Origin of the sequence: Hymenobacter cavernae (genome assembly GCF_014641455.1) — a bacterium.
Classification (GTDB): domain Bacteria; phylum Bacteroidota; class Bacteroidia; order Cytophagales; family Hymenobacteraceae; genus Hymenobacter; species Hymenobacter cavernae.
This window is the reverse complement of record NZ_BMHT01000008.1, coordinates 117,220-130,742: the sequence shown is the minus strand read 5'-3', so window position 1 is coordinate 130,742 and position 13,523 is coordinate 117,220. Positions and strand designations below refer to the sequence as shown.

At 58.1% G+C, this 13,523-nt stretch carries 11 protein-coding genes; 5 read left to right on the top strand and 6 right to left on the bottom strand.

The annotated features are described in order from the left end of the window. Positions 1 to 21: 21 nt before the first annotated feature. The 6 genes from IEX74_RS20025 to IEX74_RS20000 all read right to left on the bottom strand — a co-directional run bounded on the left by IEX74_RS20025 (position 22) and on the right by IEX74_RS20000 (position 6,286). On the bottom strand, positions 22 to 1,107 hold the full coding sequence (locus IEX74_RS20025) for a tyrosine-type recombinase/integrase (RefSeq protein ID WP_229755390.1): 1,086 nt from the start codon (positions 1,105 to 1,107) through the stop codon (positions 22 to 24). Then, positions 1,104 to 1,469, bottom strand: coding sequence for a single-stranded DNA-binding protein (locus IEX74_RS20020; RefSeq protein ID WP_188815816.1), 366 nt, complete (start codon positions 1,467 to 1,469; stop codon positions 1,104 to 1,106). Before IEX74_RS20020 ends, IEX74_RS20025 begins: the two co-directional genes overlap by 4 nt. Before the next feature lie 82 nt (positions 1,470 to 1,551). Beyond that, a complete protein-coding gene (gene menB, locus IEX74_RS20015; protein ID WP_188815815.1) occupies positions 1,552 to 2,376 on the bottom strand; it encodes a 1,4-dihydroxy-2-naphthoyl-CoA synthase in 825 nt (274 codons plus the stop codon). Positions 2,377 to 2,502: 126 nt separating this feature from the next. Next, positions 2,503 to 4,338, bottom strand: coding sequence for a 2-succinyl-5-enolpyruvyl-6-hydroxy-3-cyclohexene-1-carboxylic-acid synthase (gene menD, locus IEX74_RS20010; RefSeq protein ID WP_188815814.1), 1,836 nt, complete (start codon positions 4,336 to 4,338; stop codon positions 2,503 to 2,505). 248 nt (positions 4,339 to 4,586) lie between these two features. Continuing rightward, positions 4,587 to 5,846, bottom strand: a complete 1,260-nt coding sequence (locus IEX74_RS20005) for a chorismate-binding protein (protein WP_188815813.1) — start codon at positions 5,844 to 5,846, stop codon at positions 4,587 to 4,589. Next, a complete protein-coding gene (locus tag IEX74_RS20000) occupies positions 5,843 to 6,286 on the bottom strand; it encodes a hotdog fold thioesterase (RefSeq protein WP_188815812.1) in 444 nt (147 codons plus the stop codon). The genes IEX74_RS20005 and IEX74_RS20000 overlap by 4 nt, the downstream gene beginning before the upstream one ends. A gap of 80 nt (positions 6,287 to 6,366) precedes the next feature. Here IEX74_RS20000 and IEX74_RS19995 point away from each other — a divergent pair, with 80 nt between their 5' ends. The 5 genes from IEX74_RS19995 (at position 6,367) to IEX74_RS19975 (ending at position 13,500) form a co-directional block, all read left to right on the top strand. Beyond that, a complete protein-coding gene (locus IEX74_RS19995; RefSeq protein ID WP_188815811.1) occupies positions 6,367 to 6,987 on the top strand; it encodes a histidine phosphatase family protein in 621 nt (206 codons plus the stop codon). A 204-nt stretch (positions 6,988 to 7,191) separates the two neighbouring features. After that, positions 7,192 to 8,883 carry a pyruvate dehydrogenase complex dihydrolipoamide acetyltransferase gene (locus IEX74_RS19990; RefSeq protein WP_188815810.1) on the top strand — a complete coding sequence of 564 codons (1,692 nt, stop codon included), beginning with the start codon at positions 7,192 to 7,194 and terminating at the stop codon, positions 8,881 to 8,883. A 241-nt stretch (positions 8,884 to 9,124) separates the two neighbouring features. Beyond that, positions 9,125 to 11,701: a TonB-dependent receptor gene (locus tag IEX74_RS19985; RefSeq protein WP_188815809.1), complete on the top strand. Its 2,577-nt coding sequence runs from the start codon at positions 9,125 to 9,127 to the stop codon at positions 11,699 to 11,701. Between the two features lie 155 nt (positions 11,702 to 11,856). After that, positions 11,857 to 12,396, top strand: coding sequence for an ATP-dependent protease subunit HslV (hslV, locus tag IEX74_RS19980; protein ID WP_188815808.1), 540 nt, complete (start codon positions 11,857 to 11,859; stop codon positions 12,394 to 12,396). 132 nt (positions 12,397 to 12,528) lie between these two features. Next, complete coding sequence (locus tag IEX74_RS19975) at positions 12,529 to 13,500, top strand: deoxyhypusine synthase family protein (protein WP_188815807.1); 972 nt, start codon at positions 12,529 to 12,531, stop codon at positions 13,498 to 13,500. The last annotated feature ends 23 nt before the right edge of the window (positions 13,501 to 13,523 follow it).

Genomic DNA, 13,523 nt, shown 5'->3' with positions numbered 1-13,523 from the left:
TATGGGATGGTAAACGAAGGTTTAGAGCCCCAAATTATCAAGTGGAGAAGCCGGGCGGGTGCGTTGGGCAACATGCGTATAAATCTCAGTGGTTTTGATACTGCTATGGCCAAGCAGGTCTTGGATAAGACGAATATCAGTGCCGGCTTCAAGCAAGTGAGTAGCATAGCTGTGGCGGAGCATGTGTAAGGTAACGGGTCGTTGAATGCCAGCCCGCTGGGCAGCTTGCTTTACTACTAACTGTAGGGCCCGGTCGCTGTAGCGCTCACCAACCTGCTGGCCTTCAAACAGGAATGTAAGTGGCCGGTATTGACGGTAGTAGTCGCGTAGCCAATGTAGCAATTGTTCAGATAAAGGCAACATACGGTCTTTTTTGCCTTTACCACCGCGTACATAAAGTACCATTCGGCTGGAGTGAATATCTTGTAAGGTCAGGTTTAGGACTTCGCTCAAGCGCAGTCCTAAACCGTAAGCTAGCATCAGCATACAGCGATGTTTGCTGTTTTCAGTGTGCAGTAGCAGGGCTTTTACCTCGTCTTTACCCAGCAGCTTGGGATTTAGTAAGGGGCGCTTTGGACGCGGAATTTCGTAGTATTGGCGAGGCTGACCTTCTACCTGCTCATAATAGAACTTGATAGCATTGATAAGCAGGTTCTGGTAAGCTTCAGAAATGCCGGTTGCGACCCGCTCAGCCATATAATCAAGAATTTGCTGGTGCGTGAGCGTGAGCGGTAGCCGGGGCGCGTGATAAACCAGGAAAGCCCGAAAAGCGGTATTGTAATTTCGCACCGTTTGGGAGCTATAACGCTTGAGCGCCAGCCGCTGTCCATAGCGCGCCAGCAGCTCGTTCTGCGGGGTAGGCGGTGGTAGCACTTGGGGAATAATGGGCAGCGGAGGCGCGGAGAGCGGGATACTCAACTGAGCGCAAGCTGCTTGCACCCGCTGCACCAACTCTGCTTCCATGGATAGCAGGTAGGCACGAGCCGTGGCATCGTAGCGCACCCCGGCTGCCAGCAGGGCGGCGCGTACCGGCGCATCGGCATACGGAAAGAATACCTGGTAATCGATGCCGGCGGAACGCACGCGTAAGGATACAGCCGTTTTCATGAAGCCACGGCGGATAGCGGCACGTCACCAGTTTTCTTATCGAGCATCAGCACCTGCTCCCCAATAACTTCCGTTACGTAGTGGCGGCGACCATCGGCATCGGCGTATTGGCGGGTCTTGAGCTTGCCTTCCACGTACACGAGGCTGCCCCGGCGCAGAAAGGCCTGCGCTAATTCAGCCAGGCCACGCCAAAGTACGATGCTGTGCCAGTCGGTGTGGGTGTGCAGCTGCCCGGCTTTGTCGCGAAAAGTTTCGGTAGTAGCCAGCGAAAACTTCGCTACGGCTATGTTGCCCTCCAATACCTGCACCTCGGGGTCCTTACCTAGGTTGCCGATAAGCGTTACTTTGTTTAATCCACGCATTCCTTTAAAATTCAAAAGGCTCCAGAGTCCTGCCTGACAGGAATATAGAGCCTTTTGAATTATTGCGCGAGCTACCAGCGGCCTACGGAAACTTCGGATACTTCGAGAAGTCGGGCGTGCGTTTTTCAAGGAAGGCGTTTTTGCCTTCTTTGGCTTCCTCGGAGAGGTAGTAGAGCAGCGTGGCGTTGCCGGCCAGCTCCTGAATACCGGCTTGGCCATCCAGCTCCGCGTTGAACGAAGACTTCAACATGCGCAAAGCTAGAGGGCTCTTCTCCAGAATTTTGTGGCACCACGCTACGGTAGTTTCTTCCAGCTTGTCGAGCGGCACTACTTTGTTCACTAAGCCCATATCCAGGGCTTCCTGGGCGTCGTATTGGTCGCAGAGGAACCAGATTTCGCGGGCTTTTTTCTGGCCCACGATGCGGGCCAGGTAGCTAGCTCCGAAACCGCCATCGAAGGAGCCGACTTTCGGGCCGGTCTGGCCAAAGCGGGCGTTTTCGGCGGCAATGGTCAGGTCGCAGACGACGTGCAGCACGTGGCCGCCGCCGATGGCCCAACCGGCCACCATGGCAATAACAGGCTTCGGAATGGAGCGAATCTGCTTTTGCAGGTCGAGCACGTTCAGGCGCGGCACTGTGTCCTCGCCCACGTAGCCGCCGTGGCCCCGCACGCTTTGGTCGCCGCCCGAGCAGAAGGCGCGGCCGCCTTCGCCGGTCAGGATGATGACGCCGATGTCGGTGCGGTTGCGGCAAATGTCCATTGCCTCAATCATTTCCTGCACCGTGAGGGGCGTGAAGGCGTTATGCACCTGCGGGCGGTTGATGCTGATTTTGGCGATGCCTCCGTGCTGGGTGAAGAGGATTTCGCGGAACTCCTTGATCGGGGTCCAGGTGATTTGTTCTGCCATATTGTTTGGCGTTTTAGAACTCTGCGAACCTCTGCGAAGCCTCTGCGGACCTCTGCGGGAACCCGTCGTTCAACGATGTTTCCCGCAGAGGTCCGCAGAGGTTCCGCAGAGGTTCGCAGAGTCGTTCTATGAATGTGAAGTACGAACTGCTGAGCGATAGTGCTCGAAAAACTCGGCGTTGGTGGCGCTGTCAGTGGTGATTTCCAACAAGGCCGCGCCGCCTTCGGCCGCAAAGAAAACAGGTAACGCCGATTCAAGTTCGGCGAAAGACGAAACCGTAAAATAACGCAGCCCAAAATCGCGGGCGGTATTCTCGGCGGTGAGCGGCTGGCGCGTCTCGAAGAACTCCTCTAGCTCCGGTTGCTGCCGCGGCCCGTCGATGATGCGGAAGATGCCGCCGCCGTGGTTGTTGAACAGCACCACGCGCAGGTTGGGCACGGGGTAGTTGTGCCAAAAGCCATTGCGGTCGTAGAAAAACGCCACGTCGCCGGTGAACAGCACCACCGGCCGCTCCGGCTGGGCCAGCGCTGACCCCACTGCGGTGCTGTTGCAACCATCAATGCCGCTGGTGCCGCGGTTGGCGAATACCTCCGTGTCGGGCTTGTTAGCCAAACCTAGGATGTTGGCGTAGCGCACCGCCATGCTGTTGGCCAAGTGAATCGCCGCCTGGCTCGGCACGAATTGCAAAGCCAAATGGAAGGCGCTGAACTCGTTGAACGGCTGCTTGGCAGCGTTGAAGAAGTTCGCCAGAAAATCGTCGGCCCAGCTTTCCGCCCGCTGCCAGGAAGCTAGGTAGGCGGGTGCAGCCGCGTGCGCCGCTGCGTCGGGAGGCGTGAGGAGCACGTTGGGGATAGGAACAGTTCGGTGCTGGGCCGAGCGCACGGCTGGGTTTGCCACGATTACCCTAGGTTCGCGGGCCGCAGGTTCGGCCAGCATCGCCTTGAAAAACGCCGCCGGCTCCATGCGAATGATACGGGTGAGCGACTTGAACGTATCGGCCACCGGACCGGCGGCCTGAATGTGCCAGTGCTGCTTCGGGGCGTATTCGCGCAAGTACAATTTAAGCGCCTTCGAGATGAGCGACTGCCCGAACGTAATCAGCAGCTCCGGCCGCAGGGCTTCTTTCTGCTCCTTGTCCGGCACGGCTAGAAACACATCCTGCCGCCCAATAGGGGCCAACTGCGCTTTCGACTCAGGCACCGCCGACAGGTAAATGTTGGCAATAACATCGCCCACAACCGGCACCTGATAATCCACGCCAAAGTGCCGCAACGCAGTCAGGAGCGCCGCATCATGCTGATACTGACCGGCAACTACTAAAGCCCGCGACGTTTGACCTAGCTCCTGGCGCAAGGCGGCTAGCTCCGTAGTAGGCAGCGTGGGCGCGCCCGGCTGCTCACGAATTACCTTCACTTCCTCAAAGTGAAACGCCTCCCCGGCTTTTGGGTAAAAAGGCTCCCGCAGCGGAATATTCACCTGCACGGGGCCAGCCGGAAACTGCTGAGCCAGGTTGATGGCTTCCGACACGATGCGGGCCGAGTGCCACTTGGCGTCGTGATGCGTGGTGTCGGCGGGGAAAGTGGCGGCGCCTTTGACGTGGTTGCCGTAGATATCCGTTTGGCGGATGGTCTGGCCGTCGAGCTGGTCGATCCACTCCGGCGGGCGGTCGGCGGTGAAAACGACGAGCGGAATCTGCTGGAAGAACGCCTCAGCCACGGCCGGCGCGTAGTTCAGGGCGGCCGTGCCGGAAGTGCATACCAAGGCTACCGCGCGCCGTTGCGCCTGCGCCAAACCTAGGCCGATGAAGGCGGCAGCCCGCTCATCGGGCACCGTGCGCACCCGCAACCTAGGGTGCCGCGCAAAAGCAATAGTAAGCGGCGCGCACCGTGAGCCCGGCGACAGCACCACATCCGTAATGCCATGCTGCGCACAGATTTCCGCAATGTTATAAACAGCCTGCATTTTCAGTTGATAATTATCAGTTACCATTTAACAGCTGAGTACTGCTGTTGGATGAGGAATAAACAAGAACGTCATTCCGAATAGAACGTCATGCTTCATCTGGCGTCCGCTTGTCGAAGCATCTCGCGTGCAATGCTAACTCTAATCGGCAGGTTTACCAGCGCAACTCAAGCACGCGAGATTCCGCGCTGGGCTCGGCATGACGTGCTTGAGTTGCCTTACGGAGTACTCAGATGCTCTACACGAAGTCACTCCGCCTTGCCGCCCAGCACTGCCCCGACGGTAGCTAGCTTCAGCTCCGTTTCGGTCCATTCGCGCAGCGGGTCGGAAAAGGCCGTTAGGCCAGTGCCGGCGTACAGAACCGCCTCATCTTCACGTAGCTGCAAGCAGCGCAGATTAACGAAAACCCGCGCCACGCCCGGCTGCGGCAGATTCACGGGGCCTAGGAAGCCGCTGTAGTACGCCCGATCATAGCTCTCGTGGGCTTGCAGAAAATCCAGGGCGGCCTGGCGCGGCATGCCGCCCACGGCCGAAGTCGGATGCAGCAGGCGGAGCATGTCGGTGGCGAGGGTAGGGTGGGGCACTTGGCGCAAGGGCACGGCAAAATCGGTGCGCAGATGCAGCAGCTGCCCCGCTGCCGCCGTGCGCGGACCAATCTCATCGTAGTCGCGTAGTCGCAACTGCTTGAAACAGCTCACGATATAGCGCGCTACCAAGGCTTGCTCCTCGATTTCCTTGCCCGTCCACATGGCTGTTTGCGGAGTGAGGTCAGGGGTGAGCGGCTGGGTGCCAGCCAGCGCCATTGTGCGGAACACACCTTCCTCATCCACTTCCACCAGCTTCTCGGGCGTGGCACCCAGCCACGTACCCGCCGAGGGCGTGCTCACCAGCGACACAAACGCCGACGGATAACGGCGGTGCAACTCTCCAAAAGCCACCAGCACGTCGAAACCCAGGGGCAGCACCCGCCGCGCCGCCCGCGACGATACTACTTTGCGAAGGTGACCTTGCTCGATGGTTGCTACGGCTTTGCGCACCAGCGCGGCGTATTCGGCCCGCGTGGCGGTGTGCGGCACCGGCTGCGGGCTCACATGCCAGGGCAGCGGCGTGGAAGAGGACGGTGGCGCGGTGCTCAGGAAGGAAAGTAGCGCCTCTACTTGCGCCTCGCCGGCTTCATCCAGGGAGGTACTTACGTGCAGCTCAGCGGGGTTGGCCGTGTCGAAAAAGACGTCGGCGGGCAGAAACAGCGCCGGGTTGTGGTCGGAGTCGCGGAAGGGGAAGAAAGCGAAGCCGGCCGGCGCCTTCGGCTCCAGAATGGGCGTGAGGCCCGCAAAGGCGGCCTCATCCGAAAAGCTCAGGCAAAGCTGGGCCTGCTGAGTATTAGGCAAGCGCCAGAGTGCCACGGGTAAGCTGTGTTGCAGCGCAAAAGCTAGGATTTGGCGCAGCTGAATGCGAAAGTCGGGTACTTCGCCCGGCCAAGCGACGGCGCGCAGTGGCGGCTTCTTCATGCCGCGGAGCTAGGTTTAGCGGGCAAGTCGATGACAGCCATCGTAATGCGGCTGAGGCACACCAGCGCGCCGGTTTCCTCGTGGGTGATGCGAATTTCCCAGATCTGCGTGCTGCGGCCGATATGCACGGCCGTCGCTCGCCCGACTACGTAGCCCGAGTGTACTCCTTTAATATGGTTGGCGTTGATTTCCAGGCCCACACACGCCTTTTTCGTTAGGTCGACTTGCAGCGCTGCGCCGATGCTACCCAGGGTTTCGGCCAGCGCCACCGACGCGCCGCCGTGCAGCAGGCCCATAGGCTGATGCGTGCGGCGGTCGACGGGCATGCGGCCGACCAGGTACTTGTCGCCTACTTCGGTAAGCTCGATGCCGAGGTGCTCACTGAGCGTATTGCGCGACCACTCATTGAGTTGGGCAAGATCGTGGGTGGGAAAATTCATGCTAAAAAAACAAGGCAACTAAGACTTTTCCAGCGTAAAACCGCTAGTTTGGAACCTTGTTCAGCAAAGCTAGCGGGAAAGTGAGCGTCAAAAAAATCTACCTTATCCGGCACGGACAAACGGACTTCAACGTGCGCGGTATCGTGCAGGGCAGCGGCGTCGACTCCAGCCTGAACGAGACCGGGCACCGGCAGGCCGCGCGTTTTTTCGCCGCTTATAAACATGTCAAGTTTGATAAAGTTTACACCTCCACGTTGCAGCGCACGCACCAGTCCGTGCAGGGCTTCCTGGACCTAGGTCTGCCGCACGAGCAGCACGCCGGTCTGAACGAGATTAGCTGGGGCGCCCGCGAAGGCACCCGCATCACGGCCGAGGAAGATGCTGAGTATCATGAAGTTTTGCAGGGCTGGAAGCAAGGCATCACCAACCTAGGTTTGCCCGGCGGCGAAAGCCCTGACCAAGTGGCCGCCCGTCAGCGCCTTTTCATCGAGCTGATGCTGTCGCGCCCCGAGGAAGAAACCATTCTGGTGTGCATGCATGGGCGGGCGATGCGCGTGCTGCTGTGTCAGCTGCTCAACTATCCGCTCAGCTGCATGGATTCGTTTGAGCACCGCAACCTGTGCCTGTACAAGCTGCACTACACGGGTTCCATGTTTGCGGTGCACAGCTTCATGGATACCATGCATTTACAGCCGACCTAGGTAAGGCTGAACGTGCTTTTGTAGTAGAACAACGACCTAGGTCCGGTAAATTGCGTTCATTGGGGCAAACGGCGCAGCCAACGAACGTGCCGTGGTGCATTCCAGCAAGCAGGGTAGGATTTGCCCCCTATCTACGTGTACTTTGGTTTGCTTGCCCGGAAATTCGGGCTAATTTTGACGCCTCAACTCCAACCCAAGAAGCAAATGGCCGAAATCATAAAAATGCCCAAAATGAGCGACACGATGACCGAAGGTGTCATCGCGGCGTGGCTCAAGAAGGTAGGTGACAAAGTGAAATCCGGTGATATCCTAGCCGAAGTCGAAACCGACAAAGCCACGATGGAGCTGGAAAATTATGAGGATGGCACCTTGCTTTATATCGGGCCGAAAGAGAAAGACTCGGTTCCGGTAGATGGCGTGCTAGCCATCGTGGGCAAAGAGGGAGAAGACATTTCCGGCCTGCTCGGTCAGGCAGGGGGTGGCGCTGCACCAGCGGCAGCTCCTGCTCCGCAAGCCGCGGCTCCTGCCCCCGCTCCGGCAGCTCCCGCGCCTGCACCAGCCCCGGCTGCTGCGTCCGCTCCGGTCGCCGCTGCTGGCAACGGTAAAAAAGCCACCGTCATTCGGATGCCCAAAATGAGCGACACGATGACCGAAGGCACCATTGCTGCGTGGCTCAAGAAAGTAGGCGATAAAGTGAAATCGGGCGACGTACTGGCCGAAGTCGAAACCGACAAAGCCACGATGGAGCTTGAGAACTACGAAGATGGCACCCTGCTCTACATCGGACCGAAGGACGGCGAAGCTGTTGCGGTAGATGGCGTGCTGGCTATCATCGGCGAAGAAGGCGCTGACGTGCAGGCCTTGCTCGGTGGCCAATCGGGTGGTGCTGCGCCGCAGGCTGCTCCGGCTGCTGAAGCCCAGGCTGCACCCGCGGCCGCCGCTGCTTCTGAAGCGGCTACCACGACGCAATCGGGTGGCCGTCTACTGGCTTCTCCGCTTGCCAAGAGCATTGCCAAAGAAAAAGGTATTGACCTGAGCCAGGTGAAAGGCACCGGCGAAAATGGCCGCATCGTGCAGCGCGACGTGGAGAGCTTCCAGCCCTCGGCTGCTCCCGCTGCCGCGCCGCAAGCTGCTCCTGCCGTAGCTCCGGCTACGCAGGCTGCTCCCGCTGCCGAGGCTCCCAAAGCTGCTACGCCAGCTCCCGCAGCCGCCGAAGGCACCTACACCGACACGCCGGTGTCGCAGATGCGCAAGGTCATTGCCCGCCGCTTGTCGGAGAGCCTGTTCACGGCTCCGCATTTCTATCTGACGATGGAAATCCTGATGGACAAGGCCATGGAGGTGCGCACGCAGCTGAATGCGCTGTCGCCCGTGAAGCTGTCCTTCAACGACTTGGTTATCAAAGCGTCGGCTGTTGCGCTGAAGCAGCACCCGGCCATCAACTCGTCGTGGCTCGGCGACAAGATCCGCCAGAACAAAGTGGTGAACATTGGCGTGGCTGTGGCTATCGAAGATGGTCTGCTGGTGCCGGTTATCCGCAACGCCGACGGCAAAGGCCTCTCGGCCATTGCTACGGAGGTGAAAGACCTGGCTGGCAAAGCCAAGTCAAAGAAGCTACAACCCTCGGAGTGGGAGGGTAGCACCTTCACCATCTCGAACCTAGGTATGTTCGGCATCGAGGAATTCACCGCCATCATCAACCCGCCGGATGCGTGCATCCTGGCCGTGGGGGGCATCAAGCAAACCGCCGTGGTGAAGAACGGCCAGCTAGCTATCGGCAACGTGATGAAAGTGACGCTCAGCTGCGACCACCGCGTAGTGGACGGCGCCAGCGGCGCTGCCTTCCTCCAAACGCTGAAAGCGCTGCTGGAAGATCCGATGCGCATGCTCATCTGAGCCTAGCTTCGAAAGGTGATTACAAAAAAAAGCCAGCCTGTAAGGGTTGGCTTTTTTGTTTGTCATGTACTTCTGAAAAGTCAAATCAGAGCTAGCTATTAAACCTGGCTCTAACCCAGACCTAGGTTTCTCCTGTGTAGTCTTTCTGATAACCCTGTGCTTTTATTGCTTTATTGGGAAATAATAGTGCTCTTGCTTATCGAAATCATAACAACTACGCCACTAACTATTCTTTGACACGATGAACAAACATTTACTACTAGCACCCTTGTGCTGCGTGATTAGCGTGGCTGCCTGGGGGCAAGGTCAGGTCTTAACCGGGCAAGTGCTTGACCCTACGGGCCGGCCGCTCGTCGGAGCGACGGTGGTGGAGAAAGGCACCAACAACGGCACCGGCACCGGCGGCGACGGCCGCTTCACGCTGAAAGCCCGTACCGCGCAACCTAGGTTGGTAGTCAGCTCTATTGGCTTCGCGCCGCAGGAAGTAAGCGCCAATGGCGGCTCGCTAACGGTGCGCTTGGCGGAGGCTAGCACCAGCCTCGGTGGTGTGGAAGTCGTAGGCTCGCGCAGCCAGAACCGCTCCATCACTGATTCGCCCTCGCCGGTTGACATCATCGACGTGCGTACCGTGACCACCAAAACCGGCCAGCTGGATGTGAATCAGCTGCTGCAATTCGTCGCGCCCTCGTTCAACTCCAACCGCCAAACGGGCTCCGACGGCGCCGACCACGTCGACCCGGCTAGCCTGCGCGGTCTAGGTCCGGACCAAACGCTGGTGCTCGTGAACGGCAAGCGCCAGCACCAATCGGCGCTGGTGAACCTGTTTGGCACGCGCGGCCGTGGCAACACCGGTACCGATCTGAACGTCATTCCGGCGGCGGCTATCGAACGCATTGAGATTCTGCGCGACGGGGCCTCGGCGCAATACGGCTCCGATGCCATTGCCGGCGTCATTAATATCGTGCTGAAACGCTCGGTGAAAGAGCTCACCGCCAACGTGAACTACGGCGCTTACGACGCCAAATACCGTTTCGATGATCGAGATTTTGACGGTGGGAACTTCAACGCCAATGTCAACTACGGCGGCGCGATAGGGGAGAAGGGGAGCTTCATCAATGCTACCCTTGACTACAACCGTCGCGAGCATACCCAGCGCGCCAACGTGCCCGCGCCCGACGGACGACTCCGCCGTGAGTACGGTGACCCACGCGTGACCAACACCTCGGCGTATGTGAACTCTAAGTTTGCGCTGAGCGATAAGGCGCACATTTATGTATTTGGCGGGGGTAATAAGCGCCACGGCGACGCTTACGCCTGGACGCGCTTTGCCGACGACGACCGCAATGTGCCGGCCATTTACCCCAATGGTTTTGACCCGATTATCACCAGCGACATTTGGGACGTGTCGGCAGTAGCCGGCGTGCGCGCAACCCTGGGCGGCTGGGACCTAGACCTGAGCAACGACTTCGGTTCCAACCGCTTTGACTACGGCGTGCGCAACTCCCTGAACAGGTCGCTTGGCGAAAGACCTAGGATCACAGAGTTTGATGCCGGCGGCTTTCAGTTGCAGCAGAACGTAGTAAACCTAGGTCTGACGCGCAACTACAAAACCGTATTAGAAGGTCTGAATCTGGCTGCCGGAGCCGAGTGGCGCCGCGAAAAGTATTCGTTGTTTGCGGGCGAGGAGACCTCCTACGCCAACTACGACCCTGCCGGAACACCCGATTCGCTGCGCCAGGCGGCTGGCGCGCAGGGTTTTCCAGGCTTCCAGCCTAGCGATGCCATCAAAGCCACGCGCGATAATATTGGCATCTACGCCGATGCGGAGCTGAACGTGACCGTGCGCTGGCTGCTGGGAGCTGCGTTGCGCTACGAGCACTACAGCGACTTCGGCAGCACCCTGAACTACAAGGTAGCCACGCGCTACAACCTGACCGATTTCCTGACGGTGCGCGGCACGTACAGCACCGGCTTCCGGGCGCCTTCCTTGGCGCAAATAAACTTCAACTCGACCGTCACCAACTTTATCGGCGGGCAGCCGGTGGAAGTACTACTGGCCCGCAACAATAGCCCCGTCACGCAGAAGCTAGGTATTCCGAGCCTAAAGCAGGAAACCTCGAACAACGCTAACATTGGCATCACGAGCCGCATCGGTTCCAACTTGAGCTTAACGCTTGATGGCTATTACATCAAAGTGAAAGACCGGGTGGTGCTTACCACGCAATTCTCGGCCGATGACCCGGTTATCGGCACCGATTTGCAGGCGTTGAATGTGGGCCAGGCGCAGTTCTTCGCCAATGCTGCCGACACCCGCTCGCTGGGCCTTGATGTGGTGCTGAGCCACACCGCGACCCTAGGTACGAGCCGCCTCAACTCGACACTGGCCGCCAACTTCAACAACTTGAAAATCGATCGGGTGCGGACTTCCGGCCGCTTGGCCGGGCGGGAAGAGGAGTTCTTTGGTGCCCGCGAACAGGCGTTTGTGAAAGCTTCAGCACCGCCATCGAAGATCAATCTGACCTTCGATTACCAGGTTGGGCACTTCGGAACATTGCTGCGCTTTGTGCGCTTCGATAAAGTGACGCTCATTGATTGGAATGGTGACCCCAATCAATACAAGACCCGCATCACAACAGACCTGACCCTGAACTACGCCATAACCAACAACTTACAATTCATCCTAGGTAGCTCCAACTTGTTCAACCGCTATCCTAGTTTCTTCAATCCGCAGTACACCGAAACGGGTGGCGCCTGGGATCCGGTGCAGATGGGATCGAACGGCCGATTTTACTTTGCTAAATTGCAGGCCCGATTCTGATCATTCAACATTTACCAGTTACCATTTATCAGTTAGCAACTGACCGTAAACAGGTGGTTGAGCTTGCCTTAGGGTTAGCTTGGTCACCTGTTAACCGTTAGAGGTTGATTTGTAAAGGCCACTTGATAGATGTTAAATGTTAACTGATAAATGAAATGATGAAAATACGCTCAACAACCGTTCTTGGCGTGCGCCACAACGGGGAAATTGCCCTCGGTGCCGACGGTCAGGCCACGATGGATAAGCATGTGGCCAAGAGCAATGTACGCAAAGTGCGCAAGCTGCAAAACGGCAAAGTCGTGACGGGTTTTGCCGGCTCCACAGCCGATGCCTTTATGCTGCTCGATAAGTTTGAGGAGAAGCTTTCCGGCTACGGCGGTCAGCTCCGGCGCGCGGCCATCGAGCTAGCCAAAGAGTGGCGCAAAGACCAATACCTGCGCAAGCTGGAAGCCATGATGGTGGTCTGCGACAAAGACGAGCTGCTCATCATTGCCGGCTCCGGCGACGTGCTCGAACCTGACTCCGACGTAGCCGCTATCGGTTCCGGCGCCATGTACGCCCAAGCCGCGGCCCTAGCCCTCAAAAAGCACGCGCCGCACCTCACGGCCCGCCAAATGGTGGAAGATGCCTTGCACATTGCGGCCGACATCTGCATCTACACCAATCACAACCTCATGATTGAGCAGCCGTCTTAACGAGCTGTTTGGTAAGCAACCTAGGCTGAATTGTTCATTATGCATAATCTCTAGTATAGAGAGCAAACAATGAACGATTTAGGGCTACTAATTGATTATAATCCGCACACCCATCAATAGAACAACGAGTCGATGCAAATCACGAACTTCCTGAAGCACCACTACCGCCACTTCAACGCCGCTGCCCTCATCGACGCGGCCGAAGGCTACAACAAGCACCTCGCGGAAGGTGGTAAAATGATGATTACCCTAGCCGGTGCCATGAGCACGGCCGAAATGGGTATTCAGCTGGCCGAGCTAATTCGTCAAGATAAAGTACATATCATCAGCTGCACGGGCGCTAACCTGGAAGAAGACATCTTCAACCTGGTGGCGCACGACTTCTACGAGCGAGTACCGAACTACCGCGACCTGACGCCCGCCGACGAGCACGCCCTGCTCAAGCGCCACATGAACCGCGTGACTGACACCTGCATTCCGGAAGAGGAAGCCATGCGTCGTATCGAGCACACGGTGCTGAAGTTCTGGGAGCAAGCCGACCAAGCCGGTGAAGCCTACTTTCCGCACGAATTCTTCTACCAGATCCTGAACTCGGGCGAGCTGGAGCAGTACTACCAGATTGATCCCAAGAACTCGTGGATGCTGGCTGCCGCTGAGAAAAACCTACCCATCGTGTGCCCCGGCTGGGAAGATTCCACGCTCGGCAACATATACGCGGGCCACGTAATCTCAGGCGACATCAAGAACGTGCACACCATGAAGACGGGCATCCAGTACATGATGTATCTGGCCGATTGGTACACCGAACAAGCCACGCACGACAGCACTGTGGGCTTCTTCCAGATTGGTGGCGGTATTGCCGGCGACTTCCCGATCTGCGTAGTGCCGATGTTGCACCAAGACCTAGGTCGTCACGGCGTACCGCTATGGGGCTACTTCGCCCAGATTTCGGATTCGACTACCAGCTACGGCAGCTACTCCGGCGCCGTGCCCAACGAGAAAATCACGTGGGGTAAGCTAGGGGAGAACACGCCGAAGTTCATCATCGAATCGGACGCCACGATTGTTGCGCCGCTGATTTTCGCGATAGTGCTTGGGCAATAAGTAGCCTAGGTTATATAACTAAA

What these genes read in the sequence shown, in the direction of transcription:
- IEX74_RS20025 (WP_229755390.1), bottom strand. Translation starts at nt 1,107, where the DNA reads ATGAAAACGGCTGTATCCTTACGCGTGCGTTCCGCCGGCATCGATTAC.
- IEX74_RS20020 (WP_188815816.1), bottom strand. Translation starts at nt 1,469, where the DNA reads ATGCGTGGATTAAACAAAGTAACGCTTATCGGCAACCTAGGTAAGGAC.
- menB (WP_188815815.1), bottom strand. Translation starts at nt 2,376, where the DNA reads ATGGCAGAACAAATCACCTGGACCCCGATCAAGGAGTTCCGCGAAATC.
- menD (WP_188815814.1), bottom strand. Translation starts at nt 4,338, where the DNA reads ATGCAGGCTGTTTATAACATTGCGGAAATCTGTGCGCAGCATGGCATT.
- IEX74_RS20005 (WP_188815813.1), bottom strand. Translation starts at nt 5,846, where the DNA reads ATGAAGAAGCCGCCACTGCGCGCCGTCGCTTGGCCGGGCGAAGTACCC.
- IEX74_RS20000 (WP_188815812.1), bottom strand. Translation starts at nt 6,286, where the DNA reads ATGAATTTTCCCACCCACGATCTTGCCCAACTCAATGAGTGGTCGCGC.
- IEX74_RS19990 (WP_188815810.1), top strand. Translation starts at nt 7,192, where the DNA reads ATGGCCGAAATCATAAAAATGCCCAAAATGAGCGACACGATGACCGAA.
- IEX74_RS19985 (WP_188815809.1), top strand. Translation starts at nt 9,125, where the DNA reads ATGAACAAACATTTACTACTAGCACCCTTGTGCTGCGTGATTAGCGTG.
- hslV (WP_188815808.1), top strand. Translation starts at nt 11,857, where the DNA reads ATGATGAAAATACGCTCAACAACCGTTCTTGGCGTGCGCCACAACGGG.
- IEX74_RS19975 (WP_188815807.1), top strand. Translation starts at nt 12,529, where the DNA reads ATGCAAATCACGAACTTCCTGAAGCACCACTACCGCCACTTCAACGCC.